General features: G+C 39.7%; 16 protein-coding genes. 14 read left to right on the forward strand and 2 right to left on the reverse strand.

Annotated features, from left to right (window positions below):
* Positions 1 to 271 precede the first annotated feature (271 nt).
* The 10 genes from BGM26_RS02735 (at position 272) to mutL (ending at position 14,163) form a co-directional block, all read left to right on the forward strand.
* The gene (locus tag BGM26_RS02735) at positions 272 to 1,069 is read left to right on the forward strand and encodes a TIGR00282 family metallophosphoesterase (RefSeq protein WP_217038227.1); all 798 of its coding nucleotides are present in this window, start codon (positions 272 to 274) and stop codon (positions 1,067 to 1,069) included.
* Positions 1,070 to 1,586: 517 nt separating this feature from the next.
* Positions 1,587 to 1,847, forward strand: coding sequence for a stage V sporulation protein SpoVS (gene spoVS, locus BGM26_RS02740; protein ID WP_009791522.1), 261 nt, complete (start codon positions 1,587 to 1,589; stop codon positions 1,845 to 1,847).
* Between the two features lie 641 nt (positions 1,848 to 2,488).
* Positions 2,489 to 4,225: a 2-oxoacid:acceptor oxidoreductase subunit alpha gene (locus BGM26_RS02745; RefSeq protein ID WP_217038228.1), complete on the forward strand. Its 1,737-nt coding sequence runs from the start codon at positions 2,489 to 2,491 to the stop codon at positions 4,223 to 4,225.
* Positions 4,226 to 5,092, forward strand: a complete 867-nt coding sequence (locus tag BGM26_RS02750; protein WP_217038229.1) for a 2-oxoacid:ferredoxin oxidoreductase subunit beta — start codon at positions 4,226 to 4,228, stop codon at positions 5,090 to 5,092.
* A 603-nt stretch (positions 5,093 to 5,695) separates the two neighbouring features.
* On the forward strand, positions 5,696 to 7,240 hold the full coding sequence (gene miaB / locus BGM26_RS02755; protein WP_217038230.1) for a tRNA (N6-isopentenyl adenosine(37)-C2)-methylthiotransferase MiaB: 1,545 nt from the start codon (positions 5,696 to 5,698) through the stop codon (positions 7,238 to 7,240).
* 1 nt (position 7,241) lies between these two features.
* Positions 7,242 to 7,670, forward strand: coding sequence for a YlbF/YmcA family competence regulator (locus BGM26_RS02760; protein WP_217038231.1), 429 nt, complete (start codon positions 7,242 to 7,244; stop codon positions 7,668 to 7,670).
* A gap of 289 nt (positions 7,671 to 7,959) precedes the next feature.
* Complete coding sequence (locus BGM26_RS02765; protein ID WP_217038232.1) at positions 7,960 to 8,511, forward strand: outer spore coat protein CotE; 552 nt, start codon at positions 7,960 to 7,962, stop codon at positions 8,509 to 8,511.
* A 187-nt stretch (positions 8,512 to 8,698) separates the two neighbouring features.
* Positions 8,699 to 9,298, forward strand: coding sequence for a LysE family translocator (locus BGM26_RS02770; protein ID WP_217040611.1), 600 nt, complete (start codon positions 8,699 to 8,701; stop codon positions 9,296 to 9,298).
* A gap of 182 nt (positions 9,299 to 9,480) precedes the next feature.
* The gene (mutS, locus tag BGM26_RS02775; protein ID WP_217040612.1) at positions 9,481 to 12,087 is read left to right on the forward strand and encodes a DNA mismatch repair protein MutS; all 2,607 of its coding nucleotides are present in this window, start codon (positions 9,481 to 9,483) and stop codon (positions 12,085 to 12,087) included.
* A gap of 207 nt (positions 12,088 to 12,294) precedes the next feature.
* Complete coding sequence (mutL, locus tag BGM26_RS02780; protein WP_217038233.1) at positions 12,295 to 14,163, forward strand: DNA mismatch repair endonuclease MutL; 1,869 nt, start codon at positions 12,295 to 12,297, stop codon at positions 14,161 to 14,163.
* A 119-nt stretch (positions 14,164 to 14,282) separates the two neighbouring features.
* Here mutL and BGM26_RS02785 read toward each other — a convergent pair whose 3' ends face one another.
* Together BGM26_RS02785 and mreBH are read right to left on the reverse strand one after the other, a co-directional pair.
* Positions 14,283 to 14,582: a hypothetical protein gene (locus BGM26_RS02785; RefSeq protein WP_217038234.1), complete on the reverse strand. Its 300-nt coding sequence runs from the start codon at positions 14,580 to 14,582 to the stop codon at positions 14,283 to 14,285.
* Between the two features lie 333 nt (positions 14,583 to 14,915).
* Positions 14,916 to 15,923 carry a rod-share determining protein MreBH gene (gene mreBH, locus BGM26_RS02790; protein WP_217038235.1) on the reverse strand — a complete coding sequence of 336 codons (1,008 nt, stop codon included), beginning with the start codon at positions 15,921 to 15,923 and terminating at the stop codon, positions 14,916 to 14,918.
* Between the two features lie 299 nt (positions 15,924 to 16,222).
* On the opposite strand from mreBH, the gene miaA reads away from it, so the two are divergent.
* The 4 genes from miaA to hflX all read left to right on the forward strand — a co-directional run bounded on the left by miaA (position 16,223) and on the right by hflX (position 20,149).
* A complete protein-coding gene (gene miaA, locus BGM26_RS02795) occupies positions 16,223 to 17,224 on the forward strand; it encodes a tRNA (adenosine(37)-N6)-dimethylallyltransferase MiaA (protein WP_217038236.1) in 1,002 nt (333 codons plus the stop codon).
* Between the two features lie 28 nt (positions 17,225 to 17,252).
* A complete protein-coding gene (gene hfq, locus BGM26_RS02800; RefSeq protein ID WP_217038237.1) occupies positions 17,253 to 17,486 on the forward strand; it encodes an RNA chaperone Hfq in 234 nt (77 codons plus the stop codon).
* 343 nt (positions 17,487 to 17,829) lie between these two features.
* Positions 17,830 to 18,777, forward strand: coding sequence for a stage V sporulation protein K (gene spoVK / locus BGM26_RS02805; protein ID WP_217038238.1), 948 nt, complete (start codon positions 17,830 to 17,832; stop codon positions 18,775 to 18,777).
* Positions 18,778 to 18,892: 115 nt separating this feature from the next.
* Entirely contained in the window at positions 18,893 to 20,149 is a 1,257-nt protein-coding gene (gene hflX, locus BGM26_RS02810) for a GTPase HflX (protein ID WP_217038239.1), read from the forward strand.
* Positions 20,150 to 20,153 lie beyond the last annotated feature (4 nt).

A 20,153-nucleotide genomic window follows, 5' to 3' on the forward strand; every position in this document is an offset into this window, starting at 1 on the left:
CGGAAGGTGCGAGACTCCTGCGGGAATAGCGGGACAGGTGAGACCCCACAGGCGCAGAGCGCTGAGAAGGCTCACCGCCCGCCCCGCGGAAAGCGAGCAACCTGGAGCGGAAATCAACTAGACCACACTCTAATTAAATAGTAACAAAGTTACGAAGCAGCTGTTTTTATCAGCGAGCCTTTCGATTTTTTAAAGGAATTCGAATGAATAGATCAAGTCGAGATTGTGTTACACTTAACAATAAGAAATAAGATCAAGAAAGGGCAATCACATGAATATTTTGTTTGTAGGAGATGTAGTAGGCTCAATAGGGCGTGATATGATAAAAGAATATGTTCCGAAGCTTAAAGACAAATACCGACCTCAAATCACCATAATCAATGGCGAAAATGCGGCAGGCGGTAAAGGAATTACTGAAAAAATTTATCGAGGGTTTCTGGAAGTCGGGGCTCAAGCTGTAACCCTTGGCAATCATACTTGGGACAACAAGGAAATATTTGAGTTTATCGATAAAGCCAAGTATTTAGTGCGCCCGGCCAATTTCCCTGAAGAAAATCCGGGAAAAGGAATTGTCTATTTGAAATATAATACGGAAGAAATTGCAGTTATCAGCCTTCAAGGGAGAACGTTCATGCCTGCAATCGATTGTCCGTTTAGAAAAGCGGATGAATTGATTAACGAAGCCAGAAAAAGAACCCCATTCATTTTTGTTGACTTTCACGCCGAAGCAACAAGTGAGAAGCAGGCAATGGGATGGTATTTAGATGGAAGGGTTTCGGCTGTTATTGGGACGCATACACATGTACAAACTGCAGATAACCGGGTTTTACCAGAAGGAACAGCTTATTTATCTGATGTAGGAATGACAGGCCCATATGATGGCATATTAGGTGTAGAAAAAGAGGTCGTGATGAAAAGATTTTTAACGGGCCTGCCAGTCCGTTTTGAAGTTCCGAAAGAAGGCCGAACGCAATTAAGTGCTGTTTTAATCGATCTTGATAATAAAACAGGCAAAGCCAAAAAGATTGAGCGAATAATAATTAATGATGACCAACCATTCTTCTCATAAAGTTAAGCCTAAGGTGAGCCTTTAGATTTTTTAAAGGAATTTATCGAGCAAGCTAAAGTAAAATTCGGGCGTAATACGACAAGGCGAATTTGATTGGTTTATACTGCACGTTAGTTTGTGATAAAATAAAGATGACTGTATTCCTTTGCCAAAATAGGCTATGGAATACAGTCTTTTTTATTGGAGTTCGAACGATTAAATGTTGTGAGAATTTATGCAAAGGTGCATTGCGGGCTGTTTTTATTATAGAAATGTGCGGAATATTCCATTATTTTGTCCAAGCCGGAATATGTGATTTAAAAACTGAATATAGTAGCAATGGAATGATATATACCTGATGTGTTCATTTCCAGATAGGCAAGAATCGAAATTTGTTATGCCCTTTTGCCCAAGAGAGGGATTGCTTTTTCCTAGAATATGAAGGCTCACTTCTAACAGGCAGCATTAAGGGGGTATGAAAGCGAAACAAGTTTTGGTCATGAACATACAGGAGGGGTAAAACAAGGAGGAGCTAGGAATGGAAATATTAAAAGTTTCAGCAAAATCTAATCCTAATTCTGTAGCAGGTGCGCTTGCGGGTGTTTTGCGCGAAAGAGGCGGTGCAGAAATCCAAGCGATTGGTGCAGGTGCATTAAACCAGGCGGTAAAAGCAGTAGCGATCGCAAGAGGATTTGTGGCGCCTAGCGGAGTGGATTTGATTTGTATCCCGGCATTTACAGATATAAAGATTGATGGAGAAGAGCGTACAGCGATTAAACTTATCGTGGAACCGAGATAAGAGGAAAAGCGCAAGCGCCTTCGGAACGATCAAAAAGCCGATTGTTCCTGCGATGGTTATTCTAAGGAGCTTTCCTTATCCTGTCGCATTGTCGACACTAGTACGTCCTATACGTCGGGGCTAGGCGCTGGAGCTAGACTGTTCTCCAACTTCAAAAAGCTTATTCTTCTTATTAAAAACCAATGGACCTGTTTGCATATAAAGCAAGCAGGTTCTTTTCTTTGCCTATTCTTAGCAAGTCGAAATCCGAATGGTTTTCCCCTAAATGAACTTTTTAAAATATTATTCTAGCATCCAAGTTGAAATTTATAAGGGTTTTCTGGAAAGGGTTTCCGAGATAAGAGCGAACTGTGAAAAATGTGGCAATCTAAACTACCGTCCCTTATATTTTATAAATGAAAATCAACATATCTAATATAAATTTATAAAAAATAAAATATTCATATAATCGACAATAATTAGTCTGAAAGGGTTGCTTTTTTTTTGACTTAGGTCTAGAATTGAAAGCGTTTAGTACCTTTCGAAATCCTTATTCAGTATACATTTTAATCATTAAGATAAGAGCAATAGAAAGGGACTACACTTATTTAATAAAAACGTTTTTTACATATTTTTTTAACGTATCCAAAGGGGTGTAAGACATGATCAATCAACTTTCATGGAAAGTTGGAGGGCAACAAGGGGAAGGTATTGAGAGTACTGGGGAGATTTTCTCAATTGCATTAAATCGTTTGGGCTATTACTTGTATGGGTATCGCCACTTCTCATCACGGATTAAAGGTGGTCATACAAACAACAAGATCCGCGTGAGTACAACTCAAGTCCGTTCGATTTCGGATGATCTTGATATTTTGGTAGCGTTTGATCAGGAAACAATTGACCTAAATTACAAAGAACTTCATGATAAAGGCGTTATCATAGCGGATGCCAAGTTTAGTCCAAAGAAGCCAGAAGATACGAAGGCTGCATTGTATTCGATTTCATTTACAGATTTAGCTACCGATCTAGGCACATCCCTTATGAAAAACATGGTTGCAGTGGGTGCAACATGTGCAGTTTTAAACTTAGATATTAGCGTATTTGAAGTAGTAGTTGAAGAAATTTTTGGACGTAAAGGGCAGCAAGTTGTTGCTAAAAATATGGAAGCCATTAAAGCGGGCTTTGACAGTATGAAAGAAAATCTAGGTGAAACAGCAGAATTAATGGAACTTGAAAAGGCAGATGGCAAGCAGCGTTTATTTATGATTGGAAATGATGCGATTGCACTTGGCGCGCTTGCTGGCGGATGTCGCTTCATGGCAGCATACCCAATTACACCTGCTTCTGAAATTATGGAGTATTTAATTCAGAAGCTTCCACCTATTGGCGGAGCTGTTATTCAAACGGAAGATGAAATTGCTGCGGTTACAATGGCTATCGGAGCAAACTACGGGGGCGTTCGTGCGATTACTGCATCAGCTGGACCTGGTCTTTCTCTTAAGATGGAAGCAATTGGCTTATCCGGAATAACGGAAACTCCATTAGTTATTGTTGACACACAGCGTGGCGGCCCTTCAACAGGTCTTCCAACGAAGCAAGAACAATCAGACTTAATGGCAATGATTTACGGTACGCACGGAGAAATTCCAAAAATCGTAATGGCTCCAAGTACTGTTCAAGAAGCATTCTATGATACTGCTGAGGCATTTAACCTTGCGGAAGAATACCAATGTCCGGTCATCGTCTTAACGGATCTGCAGCTTTCTCTAGGGAAGCAAACAGTTGAACCGCTTGAATTTGATAAAGTAGAAATTCGCCGCGGCAAGCTGGCAACAGAAGAATTGCCTGAAATTGAAAACAAAGGCTATTTCAAACGTTATGAAGTAACGGCAGACGGAGTTTCTCCACGTGTCATTCCAGGGATGAAAAATGGAATTCACCACGTAACAGGTGTTGAGCATGATGAAACGGGTAAGCCGTCTGAATCAGCAGCGAACCGTAATGCTCAAATGGATAAGCGCTTCCGTAAAGTAGAAAATATCAAATTTGATACACCTGTTCACAAAAACGCTCCGCATGAGGAGGCTGACCTATTAATCGTAGGCTTCAACTCAACACGCGGTGTCATCGAAGAAGCAATGGGACGCCTTGAGAAAGATGGCCTGAAAGTGAATCATGCGCAAATACGCTTGATTCATCCATTCCCAACGGATGAATTATTGCCACTCGTTAAATCTGCTAAAAAAATCGCTGTTGTTGAAAACAACGCTACTGGGCAATTGGCTAATATCATGAAGATGAACGTCGGTAACGCTGAGAAGATTCATAAGCTGTTAAAGTACGACGGGAATCCATTCTTGCCACATGAAATTCACACAAATTGCAAGGAGTTGTTCTAAATGGCAACATTTAAAGATTTTCGAAATAGCGTAAAACCAAACTGGTGTCCAGGCTGTGGGGACTTCTCAGTACAAGCAGCAATGCAGCGTGCAGCGGCAAACGTTGGATTAGAGCCTGAAAACTTAGCAGTTATTTCAGGAATTGGGTGTTCAGGGCGTATTTCCGGTTATATTAATTCATATGGCTTCCATGGAATTCATGGCCGATCTCTTCCAATTGCACAAGGTGTGAAAATGGCAAACCGTGATCTAACTGTGATCGCTTCCGGTGGTGACGGGGATGGATTTGCCATTGGGATGGGACATACAATCCATGCGATCCGTCGTAATATAAATATTACGTACATTGTAATGGATAACCAAATTTACGGTTTAACAAAAGGGCAAACTTCACCGCGTTCAGCAGCTGGTTTCAAAACGAAATCAACGCCATTAGGTTCCATTGAGCAAGCGATCTCTCCAATGGAAATGGCCTTAACTGCTGGTGCGACGTTTGTTGCTCAAAGCTTCTCTACTGATCTTAAGGATTTAACTGCATTAATTGAAGCTGGTATTAATCATGATGGTTTTGCTTTAATCAATGTATTCAGCCCTTGTGTTACTTATAATAAAGTAAACACATATGACTGGTTTAAAGAGAATTTAACAAAACTAAGCGATATCGAAGGGTATGATCCTTCTAACCGCGAAGATGCTATGCAAACATTAATGAAACATAATGGCCTAGTAACTGGCCTTATCTATCAAAATACAGAACGCAAATCTTACCAAGAATTGTTACAAGGATATTCTGAAGCTCCTTTAGCTCATGCTGATCTTAACTTGGATCAGGCCCATTTCGATAAATTAGTTGAAGAATTTATGTAATAAAACAAAAAGAAGCCTATTATAATATAGGCTTCTTTTTGTTTGGCTGTTTTCTAAATGATTGTTGTTTATAAATAGTTATATAAAGTTGATTGGAGCGGAAGATGCGAGACTCCTGCGGGAGTAGCGGGACAGGTGAGACCCCACAGGCGCAGAGCGCCGAGGAGGCTCACCGCCCGCCCCGCGGAAAGCGAGCATCTGGAGCGGAAATCAGCCTACTCCGCACAACTAAGTAGAATAGCAACAAGGTTTGCGAAAACAGCCTTTTGTTTAAAGGGAGTCCTATTTCAATATTATTAAGAAAATATGCTTTAAAAAGAGAAAACCTTTAGGCTAATTTTGTGACAACTATCACGTACGGATATATTAAAATAGTCTATCATTAATAGTTGCAGAATGGTTAAGAATATTTCCTTTGGTTAATAGTTGTAATATCCATCAACTTCGAGGTTGAGACGGGATTTCTATTGTTTTCAAGGCTTAAAGGCCTTATACTATAATAATGTGTGCATAGATTTATGCCATAGCAATGCACCAAATAAAATTATGTGTAGAAAAATAGATCCGTACTTAAACCAAGTATTTGCGAAAGGAGAAAAATTTATGAATGAAAAACAACGACTAGAAGGGCAACAAGTGCAAACAGCTAATCCTTCGGACAAAAAATCCGAAAAGGATTTCAGTAAGTATTTTGAATCAGTTTATACACCACCTTCCTTAAAGGACGCAAAGAAGCGCGGGAAAGAAGAAGTAAAATATCATAAAGATTTTGATATTCCAGAAGAGTTCCTTGGCATGGGAAAAGGGCGTAAATTTTATATTCGCACTTACGGCTGTCAAATGAACGAACATGATACTGAAGTAATGGCAGGTATTTTTCTTGGGCTTGGGTATGAACCGACTGATACCGTTGAAGATGCGAATGTCGTTTTATTAAATACGTGTGCGATACGCGAAAATGCAGAGAATAAAGTATTTGGCGAGCTTGGTCATTTGAAGCCTTTAAAATTAGAAAGACCGGATATGCTTATAGGGGTATGCGGCTGTATGTCCCAGGAGGAATCGGTTGTCAACAAGATCTTGAAAACATATACGCAAGTCGATATGGTTTTCGGAACCCATAATATCCACCGTCTTCCGAATATTTTGCGTGAAGCGTATATGTCAAAGGAAACAGTCATTGAAGTATGGTCTAAAGAAGGCGACGTGATTGAAAATCTTCCAAAAGTTCGCCGCGGCAATATTAAAGCTTGGGTAAACATTATGTACGGCTGTGATAAGTTCTGTACGTATTGTATTGTGCCTTATACACGAGGAAAAGAACGGAGCCGCCGGCCTGAAGATATCATTCAGGAAGTTCGCGGGCTTGCTGCCCAAGGCTACCAAGAGATTACGCTTCTTGGCCAAAATGTGAATGCATACGGAAAAGATTTTGAAGATACTAAGTATGGCCTTGGCGAATTAATGGATGAAATCCGGAAAATCGATATTCCACGTGTGCGCTTTACAACGAGCCATCCGCGTGATTTTGATGATTATCTCATTGAAGTATTGGCTAAAGGCGGTAATCTTGTCGAGCATATTCACTTGCCAGTACAATCAGGTTCAACAGAAGTCCTAAAGATTATGGCACGTAAGTATTCAAGAGAGCATTATCTAGAGCTTATTGGTAAAATCAAGGCAGCTGTTCCAAATGCAACCTTTACAACAGATATAATTGTCGGTTTCCCAAATGAGACAGAGGAACAGTTCGAAGAAACGATGTCCCTTTATCGTGAAGTAGGGTATGAAGCTGCGTATACATTCATTTATTCTCCACGTGAAGGAACACCTGCTGCTCAAATGGAAGACAATGTTCCAATGGAAGTGAAAAAAGAGCGATTGCAGCGTTTAAATGCACTTGTTAATGAGATGTCTGCAGAAGCGATGAAGAAATATCAGGGTGAAATTGTCGAAGTTCTAGTAGAGGGCGAAAGTAAAAACAACCCTGATGTATTAGCAGGCTATACGAGAAAAAACAAACTTGTTAACTTTGTTGGCCCAAAAACAGCTATTGGTAAACTTGTAAAAGTGAAAATTACGGATGCGAAGACATGGTCATTAAACGGAGAAATGATTGTAGAACATGACGCGTTAGAGGTGAAGTAAAATGGCAAAATACACAAAAGAAGACATTGTTGCTCGTGCAAAAGAGCTTGCCCAGATGATAGCAGAAACGGAAGAAGTAGATTTCTTTAAGCGTGCAGAAGCACAAATCCATGATAATGAAAAGGTTCGTGCCACGATTTCGAATATTAAGGGACTGCAGAAACAAGCTGTAAACTTGCAGCATTTTGGTAAACAAGAAGCTTTGAAAAAAACAGAGGAAAAAATTGTTGCTCTAGAGAATGAACTTGATGAAATTCCGGTTGTCCGAGAATTCAAGCAATCTCAAATTGAAGTAAATGAATTGCTGCAAATTGTAGCCTCCGCTATCTCAAACACTGTAACGGATGAAGTGATCACTGCAACTGGCGGTGACCTTTTGAGCGGGGAAACAGGCGCAAATATTAAAAATAGCAGTTGCTCCCATCATTAATTTTTTTGATGGTTTTAACGACAAAAAACACCTGGATCAAAGAATCTGGGTGTTTTTTTGCTATATATGTTTATTGGGTTGTTTTAACTTTGTATCAAAATCCTGTGTAAGTTGATGGAAAAAGTCAGCGGCTGCTTTACCCCCTGTTGCTTCCCCGGAACATTCGCCCTGAAAAAGCATACTATGAATTATGCCAATACTTTTACCTGACATTCATCAAGAAATATCGCACACTAGTCTAATATCCCGCATAGGATGAATTGAAAATGAATGAGGAGGTTCGCTCGCAATGGGAGAATACAGAGAGATTATAACGAAGGCGGTCGTTGCGAAAGGACGGAAGTTTACGCAGTCCAATCATACGATTTCCCCTGCAAACCATCCGTCAAGCATACTTGGCTGCTGGATCATAAACCATACGTACGAGGCGAAGAAGGTCGGTAAAACAGTCGAAATTAGCGGTTACTATGACATTAATGTTTGGTATTCATTTAACAATAATACAAAAACAGAAGTTGTTACCGAACGTGTTGACTATAAAGATGTCATTAAACTAAAATACCGTGATCCAGACTCCTTTGATGACCAAGAAGTAATTGCCCGCGTCTTACAGCAGCCGAACTGTACTGAAGCGGTTATTTCCCCAAATGGAAATCGAATAATCGTTCATGTGGAAAGAGAATTCCTTGTTGAAGTCATCGGTGAAACAAAGGTATGTGTTGCTGTACACCATGACAAATGCGACTGTGATGATGATGAGGAAGTTTGGGGATTAGATGTTGATGATGAAGAGTTTGAGGACTTAAATCCTGACTTTTTAGTAGGAGATGAAGAGGAATAAACGTTTACTAGGAGGTTTTGCTTCCTAGTTTTTCTTTTTCGGCTAGTTATGAAACATTATAGCGTTATTAAACAATTGAAAACAAGGGTTTTATTAAGAATCATTTTGTAATATAATAAACGAAAGTTTCAATAATTCAGAATGCAAGGAGGTAAACCGAGTGGCAAATTATTTACTGTTTGTATTTATGTGTTTTATGCTCATTATTTTGCCGGGTCCTGATACAGCCATTATTACGAAAAATACGATTTCGAAACAAAAAGCAGCAGGTGTGCAAACTACTTTTGGAACGCTTGTTGCCCTTCTTATTCATACGCTGGCAGCCGGATTAGGCTTATCGGCATTAATTGTAAAGTCGGCTTTTCTTTTTACATTTTTAAAATATGTTGGAGCGGTATACCTCATTTATCTTGGCTGTAAATCAATGCTGTTTATTTTGAAAAAACAGCCAAGCTCTGAACAGGCAGACAATAAACCGAATAAATATGAAAATAAATCAAGCTTTCGGCAGGGATTCCTTACAAACCTTCTTAATCCGAAAGTGGCTGTTTTCTTTTTGACTTTTTTGCCTCAATTTGCTGGAACAGGCAATAACGCTTTCATTGAATTCTTAACTTTAGGATTAACCTATACGGTTTTAACAATGATCTGGTTTTTCTTTTATATTAAATTGATCAATTATGTGAGCGAATTTATGAAAAAACAGTCTACAATCAAGGCTGTCGAGGGGCTAACGGGAGGAATTCTGATTTTGTTTGGGATCAAATTGGCTTTTGAAAGCAGATAAATTAACATATGAAAAAGCAGTCTCTATTAGATTGCTTTTTTTCTTTTTTCCATTATTATTTATCAGGACCCAATATTGTTCCACTGAGCAATTAGGAAGTCTATGATATAATGAAAAAGAAGTTTTCATCGGAAAATCTATTAATATTAAAAAAGGATACAATCAAAAAGTTGGAGGATATTATGGCAGCAACTTATACGCCTATGATACAGCAATACTTAAGAGTAAAGGCAGATTACGAAGATGCCTTTTTATTTTTTCGCCTTGGCGATTTTTATGAAATGTTTTTCGATGATGCAATTAAAGCATCACAGGAGCTAGAAATCACATTAACGAGCCGAGAAGGCGGATCTGAAGATCGTATTCCTATGTGTGGGATCCCTTTTCATTCCGCTGCTCCATATATTGATCAGCTCGTTGAACGAGGATATAAAGTAGCGATTTGTGAGCAGACAGAGGACCCAAAACAGGCAAAAGGAGTTGTGCGCCGAGAAGTCGTCCAGTTAATTACGCCTGGCACGATGATGGAAGGCAAGGGTCTTCAGGAAAAAGAAAACAACTACATCGCCTCTATTTCGCATTTTGAAGATGATACATTTGGTTTTGTTTACAATGATTTATCAACAGGTGAAACAAAAGTTACGATGCTTAGTGCAGGTTTTGAAGAGGTATTAAATGAGCTTTCGTTGTCGGGTGCAAAGGAATTGGTCATCGCAACTAATTTTGACGTGGAATGGCAGAGGAAAATAAAAGAGCGTTCAGTCATGACGATTTCATTCGAAGATGATTGTGCCTACCGGGAAACTTATCAATCATTACTAGAGGATATCAACCAGGAGAAGCTGAGTCAAACTGCTTCCAGACTCCTTAACTACTTATATAGAACGCAAAAAAGAAGTTTAGATCACTTACAAAAGATATCAACGTATCAGACGCACCACTATATGAAAATTGATTATTTTTCGAAGCGGAATCTCGAACTAACAGAAACGATTCGTTCGAAAGGTAAAAAAGGCTCCTTGCTCTGGCTCCTTGATGAAACAAAAACAGCAATGGGCGGAAGGCTCCTAAAGCAATGGGTTGACAGGCCGCTAGTGAATGAAGAAAAAATAAAAAGCCGTCACACACTTGTTGAAACATTCATTGCTTCCTATTTTGAACGTGAAGAAATCCGAGAGAAACTGAAGGAAGTTTATGACCTTGAACGACTCGCAGGCAGAGTAGCATTTGGGAACGTTAATGCACGTGATTTAGTACAATTAAAACGTTCCTTGCTTCAGATTCCACATTTACAAGAACTATTAAATAGATTATCGAATGTGGAGGCAGATAAGCTTGCTGAACGCCTTGATTCCTGTGAGGAGGTAGTTGATCTTCTTGAAAGAGCAATTGTTGAAAACCCTCCGCTTTCCATTAAAGACGGCAATATGATCCAGGATGGCTATCATAGCGAGCTGGATAAATTTCGTGATGCAACTCGGAACGGGAAAACGTGGATTGCGCAGCTGGAGAAACAAGAGCGGGAAAAAACGGGCATTAAGTCCTTAAAGGTCGGCTATAATCGTGTTTTCGGCTATTATATTGAAGTGACAAGATCCAATTTACATCTTTTAAAAGAAGGGCAATATGAACGGAAACAGACATTAACGAATGCAGAAAGATTCATCACACCTGATTTGAAAGAAAAGGAAGCACTCATACTTCAGGCAGAAGAAAAAAGTGTGGAGCTTGAATATGAGCTTTTTACAGCTGTCCGTGAGCATGTGAAAGAATTCATTCCGAGATTACAAGCTTTGGCTAAAACGGTCAGCGAACTTGATGTTCTGCAATGCTTTGCAAGCGTAAGTGAAGAGAGACATTATGTCAAACCGACATTTTCAAAAGATCGAAAAATTATCATTCAAGATGGACGCCATCCTGTAGTTGAGAAAGTGATGAATGCACAGGAGTATGTTCCGAACGATTGTTACATGGATAATGAAAGAGAAATCCTTCTGATTACTGGACCAAATATGTCTGGGAAAAGTACGTATATGAGACAAATTGCGCTCACAGCGATTCTTGCTCAAATTGGCTGCTATGTACCAGCATCTGAAGCCGTCCTCCCTATATTCGATCAGGTATTTACCAGAATTGGGGCCGCTGATGACTTAATCTCGGGTCAAAGTACATTTATGGTGGAAATGCTTGAAGCAAAAAATGCGATCGTGGGTGCGACTCAAAATAGTCTCATACTATTTGATGAAATCGGGCGCGGAACATCAACATATGACGGTATGGCGTTAGCGCAAGCAATTATCGAATATATTCATGATCGAATAGGTGCAAAAACGCTATTTTCCACTCATTATCATGAATTGACTGTTTTAGAAGAAGAGTTGGAAAAAGTAAAAAATATTCACGTCAGTGCAATCGAGCAAAATGGCAAAGTTGTGTTCCTTCACAAAATTAAAGAGGGAGCAGCTGACAAAAGTTATGGGATTCATGTGGCCCAGCTTGCTGAATTGCCAGAAGAGCTAATAAAGAGAGCAAATGAAATTTTAACGGGGCTTGAACAAAAAGACCGATTAATAGAGACAGCTAGTAGCGTTGAAAAAGGTCCGCAAAAAGTAGCAGAACCAGCTACCCAGCTTTCTTTCTTTGAGGAAACAACAGAAGTAAAAGCACCAGCCTTGAATTCTAAGGAAAAAAGCATCTTAGAAAAAGTAAAAACACTGGATATTTTGGATATGACGCCAATGCAGGCATTAAATACCCTTTATGAGATTCATAAAAAATTAAAAGGTTAACTTTATTCAGCAGAAGTCCCACTTCTATAAGTGGCGAGATGAATGCAAACGGGTATCCAATTTAATGGGGTTCAAACCCTGGCTGAATAAAGTTAAGCCTCCGGCGGATGCCTCAGATTTTTAGGGAGCAAGCTAAGATAAAAATCTGGGCGCAAATACGCCAAGGCGAATTTGATTAGATAATGAAGTGGCAGGAGGTGGAGGATAATGAGGAGAATTATTCAGTTAGATGACGCGCTTTCGAATAAGATTGCGGCTGGAGAGGTTGTGGAACGGCCTGCATCCGTTGTAAAGGAACTTGTAGAGAATTCGATTGATGCCGGCAGTACAATCATTGAAATTGAGGCAGAGGAAGCAGGGCTTGCGAAAATTCGTATCATTGATAATGGAGATGGGATTGAGGAAGACGATGTGCTTACTGCTTTCCAGCGCCACGCAACGAGTAAAATAAAAGATGAAACCGATCTGTTTCGCATCCGGACCCTAGGGTTTCGCGGAGAAGCCTTGCCAAGTATTGCATCCGTCTCTAGAATTGATCTGAAAACCTGCACAGAAGATATTGGCACGCGTGTACTTGTTGAAGGTGGCAAGGTTGAAGCAGTTGAAAAAGCCCCTGGTAGAAAAGGAACGGACCTGACAGTGTCGGACTTGTTTTTCAACACACCGGCCCGTCTAAAATATATGAAAACAATTCACACGGAGCTCGGCAATCTGACAGATGTGGTCAATCGTCTTGCTCTTGCCCATCCCGAAGTGTCGATCCGTCTCGTTCACAATGATCGAAAGCTTTTGCATACGAACGGAAATGGCGATGTCCGTCAAGTGCTAGCCGCCATCTATGGAATGAATATTGTGAAGAAAATGGTTCCAATCAAGGCGAGCTCACTTGATTTTCGTCTTAGCGGCTTTGCAGCATTGCCCGAGGTGACAAGGGCATCGAGGAACTATATTTCCACGATGATAAACGGCCGATTCATTAAGAATTATCCACTCGCAAAAGCCATTCAGGAAGGCTATCATACACTTTTGCCAATTGGTCGTTTTCCGATTGTTTTACTAAATATTGATATGGATCCACAGCTTGTAGATGTAAATGTCCATCCTTCGAAAATGGAAGTGCGCTTGAGTAAGGAACATGAATTAAATGAGCTTGTGACGGAGGCAATTAGGGCGGCTTTCAAGGCGCAGGAGTTAATTCCATCTGAAAATCCGCAGCCAAAACCAATTCAGCCTCAGTCCGAACAGACCTTTTTTGAATTAGATCCTATACCGGAAAAAGACAGTTTTCAAGATGAAAGGGCTGAAAGGAATCCGAGCCCTTTCGTGATTCGTGAACATAAAGGTCCGTCTGAAGGAATCGCCGCCAATTTTTCAGTTTCTTCTGTTGATAAGGGACCTGAACAAATTGTCGAGGAGTCTTTGCCATTTAATGAGGGTGACAATCGAAGTTTCACTGCATGTCATGAGGAACAATCCATTGAAAGCCGTCAACCACGAGTTCCCGCACTATATCCAATTGGACAAATGCACGGGACATATATTTTTGCCCAGAATGAAAAAGGCATGTATATTATTGACCAGCATGCAGCCCAAGAAAGAATTAAATATGAATATTTTAAAGAAAAGGTTGGAATTGTTGCAAATGAGTTGCAGGAAATGCTTATCCCGCTCACATTTGAATATTCAACAGACGATGCGATAAAAATTGCTGAATATAAGGCCGAACTCGAAAAGGTCGGGGTTTTTCTCGAGCCGTTCGGCCATAACAGTTTTATTATCCGCTCCCATCCACAATGGTTCCCGAAAGGCGAAGAACAGCAGATCATAGAAGATATGATCGAACAGCTCCTTTCCATGAAGAAAGTCGATATTAAAAAGCTGCGGGAAGAAGCCGCCATCATGATGAGCTGCAAAGCATCCATCAAAGCAAATCATCACTTAAGAAATGAAGACATGCAAGCATTACTTGACGAACTAAGACAAACATCCGATCCATTCACATGCCCGCATGGACGGCCGATTATTATTCATTACTCGACGTATGAAATAGAGAAGATGTTTAAACGGGTGATGTAATTTCTAAGTAGGAGTACCATTTAGTTATTTTGTTGAGTACGTGACAAATTAGTGAATTAAAATAAGCCCTTCTCATGAGAGGGGCTTTATAGAAATGAATAGAATGAGGTAAACTTTTATTATTCCTGTATGCCGTCTTGGAAATTCTTATGCCAGTTTTTATCCCCGGTGTGTTCGAGGTCCTGTGTAGTTCGCTCCAAGACATCAAGCATCCATCGTTTGGTTTCATTTAAGGTATCATAGAACAGTTTTTCTTCAACTCCAGATGTCTTTATTCCAGCTAGGGCATTCGAAGCCATTAGACGTCGATGTTCGTCTGCTTTTTTGTCATACTCATCAAAAACATGTTTTACGAACTTCGCAATTTCTCTGTGTTCCTTAGTTACCCTTTGCTGAATATCAAATAATCTTTTATCCATTTAATATCCCCCCTAAAAATATTAATCCTTATAATATTTCCCAAAATAGCAAATGCCATAACTCGTTCGCTCCCTGAAAACATTCAATAATTCAAAAGAAGAAAATTGCGAATAATAACTACCCTATTAAAAAAAGAAGATAAAATTGGTTTCAATTTTATCCTCTTCCTTTTGAATATCAATTATTAAAACAATCTAGTTAAAACTTTGTCCTATGCGTCAAGGGTTCTGTTTATTTCTTTTTCACTATGCACTGTCGCAATGCTATATCTATTTAGATTTAGCTGATTTAATTGCATTGATTATTTTCCATGACGAAATAATAAGGACCCTTTACCGTACAGCTTTTTGCAGCTTGTCAATAAACTTTAATGCTTTTCCCGTCCCAATGGCAACGGATTCTAGCGGGTTTGGTGCAAGATGGACGGGTACAAAGATTTCTTTAGCTACCCATTCCTGCATTCCATTCATTAGAGCGCCCCCACCTGATAGAATCACACCCCGGTCAACGATATCGCCGCTTAATTCAGCAGGACTGTCCTCAAGTGTAGCACGAATGGCCTCAAGAATATGGAGTAATGATTCTTTCATGGCATCGCGTATTTTAAACGAAGACAGGGTAATGGTCTTAGGAAGACCGGTAACAAGATCGCGGCCCCGGATCTCCATTGTTAATTCATCATGGTCTACGAGGGCGTAACCAATTTCCATTTTTACTTGTTCAGCCGTTCTTTCGCCGATAAGAACATTGAATTCTTTGCGGACATATTGAATGATATCATCGTCCAGTCGATCACCAGCGACACGGATTGAATGGCAAGCTACCACCCCGCCGAAGGAGATGATTGCTACTTCTGTCGAGCCTCCTCCAATATCAACGACTACGTTTGCAACCGGTTCATCAACCGGCAAATCCGAACCGATGGCAGCGGCTACAGGCTCCTCAATTAAATGAACATGTTTTGCACCTGCATTACGGACGGCATCGTGTATAGCTCTTCTCTCCACGCTTGTGGAACCCGACGGAGTACAGACAATAACATTTGGTTTTCGAATCGCAAAGCCTAATTTTTTCGATGCTTTTCTCATTACATGGCGGAGCATCTCAGTTGTTGTATCATAATCGGCGATTACGCCACCCTTTAAAGGACGAATTGCGATAATACGCCCAGGAGTTTTGCCGATCATTTCCTTTGCTTCTTTTCCAACTGCCAGCACCTTTTTCGTATCCGTATCAATCGCGACAACAGAAGGTTCGTTTACTGCGATGCCTTTATTTTTACTATAAACAAGTATATTAGCTGTTCCAAGATCAATGCCAATTTCGGAAGTTGCAATCATTTTTTTTCACCCAATTCTCTTAAAATAGTACACAATACAACCTTCTATTACGTTAACATGATTACGGGGGTCATCTTTCATTTGTAAAAGAATCGTTATGGAATTGTAATGAAAGATGAAAAATTCGCCATTTATCCCTTATTGCGTTAGTCAAAATGAATAGGATCAGGAAAATCTGTTAATAATGGTTAAATGTTGGAAAATGAACTTATTTTTTAATAAAAGCTAACCGCTCCCGCTGAAAGAAAATCGTCTTTGTGATACGATAAGGATGAAGCGTCCTTAGTTAAGAACGGGCGATGGCAAATAAGTTCGGCAGTGAAGGCAGTGTGAATAGATTGAAGGAAAAAGAAAAGCTTGTTGTGCTAATTGGGCCAACTGCAGTAGGAAAAACGAAATTAAGCATAGACCTGGCAAAAAGGTTTAACGGAGAAATTATAAGCGGCGACTCGATGCAAATTTATAAGGGAATGGATATCGGAACGGCCAAGATTAAGAACATTGAAATGGATGGGATTCCGCACCATTTAATTGACATAAAACAACCGGATGAACCTTTTTCTGTTGCTGAGTTTCAACAATTGGTCAGATCCAAAATCACTGAAATCGCACGAAATGGAAAACTTCCGATGATCGTCGGCGGAACGGGTTTGTATATTCAATCTGTAATATATGATTACCAATTCTCAGATGCGCCTTCAGATGATTCCTTTCGGGAAATCCTTGAAAAAAGAGCAGAGGCAGAAGGAAATGAGCAATTGCATCATGAATTGATGCAAGTCGATCCGGAAAGTGCGGGACGAATACATCCTAATAATGTCCGCAGAGTGATCAGGGCTTTAGAAATTTATCATTGTTCGGGTAAAACCGTAAGTGATTACCAGGAAAAACAAGTTCCGGAACTATTATATAATACAGCGATTATTGGCTTAATGATGGAACGTGAACAATTGTATGCACGGATCAACAAAAGGGTTGATTCCATGGTTGAGGAGGGGCTGCTTCCTGAGGTTGAGAAGCTGTACAAACAAGGGATAAAGGATTGTCAATCTATTCAAGCGATTGGCTACAAGGAGCTTTATGAATATTTCAATCATCGTGTCTCTCTCGAAGAAGCAATTGTTCAATTAAAGCAGAATTCCAGGCGCTACGCGAAAAGGCAGCTAACTTGGTTCCGCAATAAAATGAATGTGGAATGGTTTGATATGTCGAAAATTGCTGATTCAATAGAGTTTGAAAAAAAATTCACAGAAATTTCAACGTATATTGAAGGAAAGCTGAAAATAAAATCGAATACATAGTATTAGAGATAAAAGAGGAGGATTTATAATGAAAACATCTATTAATATTCAAGACCAATGTTTAAATCAGCTACGCAAAGACAACACAAATGTAACAGTATTCCTGTTAAATGGATTTCAAATAAGAGGCCAGATTAAAGGCTTTGATAATTTTACTGTTCTTTTAGAATCAGAAGGAAAGCAACAGCTTGTGTATAAACACGCGATTTCTACATTTGCTCCGCAGCGCAATATACAGCTGGATATGGACATACAACAGTAAATTCACTGTGTTCAGTTCTCATAAATACAACAATGCCCGCTCCATCAATGGAAGCGGGTTGTTTTAGTTCATCTTTTTACCCAAGGCGAGGTTTAAGCTTGTAAATTTCTTTAATGAAGTTTGCTTGATTTGAATACATATAGATTAGATATATCTGCTCGCAGATTAATCTGCCATACATTCCAACTAACTGCATATTCACTTCATTGTGAAACAGCTTGTATCAGTAGAAATGAGGAAATAACGGATAAAGGGTTAAAAACAATTAGGAATTGAGATAGGCTTTTGTCACAAACAAAACTTCTAGGCGTATACTGTTCCTTAGAATGTGAGGTGAATGCTTTTGGATCAGCCGATTCGCTTGAAGAATAATGGACAGATTAGTATTGTTCTAAATTCACAAAAACGAACATTATATGCGAAAGACCAGCCTAATTCTCAAGCCATTTCGAAGGAAATCCCCCCCGAGCATACAGCTCTAAAAGATATTGAAGATGAACTCGGAACACTAGTGGGAATGGAAGAAATGAAGAGAATGATTAAAGAAATTTATGCCTGGATTTATGTGAATAAGAAGCGGGAAGATGCCGGCCTAAAGGCAGGGAAACAGGCACTGCACATGATGTTTAAAGGAAACCCAGGGACAGGTAAAACAACGGTGGCAAGATTAATCGGCAAGCTTTTTCAAAAAATGAATGTACTATCAAAAGGACATTTAATAGAAGCGGAGCGAGCTGACCTAGTTGGAGAGTACATTGGACATACAGCACAGAAAACGCGGGATTTAGTCAAAAAGGCGATTGGCGGGATTCTCTTTATTGATGAAGCGTATTCACTAGGGAGGGGGGGAGAAAAGGATTTCGGAAAAGAGGCCATTGATACGCTTGTTAAACATATGGAGGATAAGCAGCATGAATTTATTCTTATACTTGCAGGATACTCAAGAGAAATGGACTATTTTCTCACTTTAAATCCGGGTCTTCACTCGCGCTTTCCATTAGTCGTTGATTTTCCTGATTACACAATTTTGCAGCTCATGGAAATTGGTGAGAGAATGTTAAAGGAACGTGAATATACATTGAGTCATGAAGCGGAGAAGAAGCTCCGTGAACATTTATTATGGGTAAAAACACATTTGAATCCAGTAAGCTTTTCAAATGGAAGATATATTCGAAATGTCATTGAGAAATCAATCCGTACCCAGGCGATGAGGCTGTTAATGCAAAATAGCTATGACCGCCATGATTTAATGACCATTCGGAGCAATGATCTTACTTTTGAGGACAATTAATAAGGATTCCGGCCAATGGGGATCCTTTTTTTGCCTGATCTAAGATAGAAAATAGAGTTAGCTACTCATATTTGGTATGATGTTATTAATGTACATAAGGAAAGAAGGATGTTGATTGGAACATAAGCATGAATTTGAAAAAGTCATTCTCGTTGGATGCCAAACGAAAGAAGATGATCAGCGCTTCAGATATTCAATGGAGGAGCTTGGCTCATTAACTGAAACGGCAAAAGGAACTGTTTTGGCTACTTTGACGCAAAAAAGGGATCGCATTCATTCGGCTACATATATAGGTAAAGGCAAGGTTGAAGAATTGTTATCTTTACAGGAAGAACTTGAAGCAGACTTAATCATTTTTAATGATGAGTTGTCCCCAAGCCAAGTAAGGAATCTTTCTGCGGATCTTAACGCAAAAATTATTGATCGTACTCAGCTAATTTTAGACATTTTTGCCCAAAGAGCAAGATCGAAAGAAGGAAAGCTCCAGGTAGAATTGGCTCAGCTCCAATACTTGATGCCGCGTCTTGCTGGTCAGGGAACCCAGTTATCAAGGCTCGGGGGAGGAATTGGCACGCGTGGTCCCGGTGAAACGAAGCTGGAGTCGGACCGTCGCCATATCCGTAATCGCATCAATGAAATCAAAACACAGCTTTCTGTCATTGTGCAGCATCGGGATCGGTACCGGGAAAGAAGAAAAAAGAATAAAGCATTCCAAATTGCTCTCGTCGGCTATACAAATGCCGGAAAATCCACATTATTTAACCGATTAACAGAAGCGGATTCCTTTGAGGAAAATCAGTTATTTGCTACTCTTGACCCGATGACAAGAAAAGTCATATTGCCAAGTGGATTCATGACACTGTTAACGGATACGGTCGGTTTTATTCAAGATTTGCCGACAACATTGATTGCAGCATTCCGGTCCACGTTAGAAGAGGTTAAAGAGGCCGATCTGCTGCTCCACATCGTCGATATGTCCAGCCCGGATTATTTTCAGCATGAACAAACAGTAAATAAGCTGTTAGAGGATTTAGAAAATGAGGAAATCCCGCAATTAACCGTTTATAATAAAAGGGACATGCAGCATCACGATTTTGTCCCAATTGCGAAAACAAAGGCCATTCAAATAAGTGCTTTTGACGTTAACGACAGAAGTAAACTAAAGCGATTAATCGAAGAAATGGTGCTTGGAATGATGAATGCTTATCATGTGGAAGTACCTTCAGCGGAAGGTAAACTTCTCTCCCAGCTTAAAAATGAAACCATTTTTCGTGAATTAACCTTTCATGAAGAAAAACAATTATATGTCTGCAAAGGTTATTTTTTAGAGAATCATCATATTGCAGGTCAATTGAAAAAATACACAAAATAGATAG

The sequence above is a fragment of the Bacillus sp. FJAT-29790 genome (genome assembly GCF_019039215.1).
GTDB lineage: Bacteria > Bacillota > Bacilli > Bacillales > Cytobacillaceae > Cytobacillus.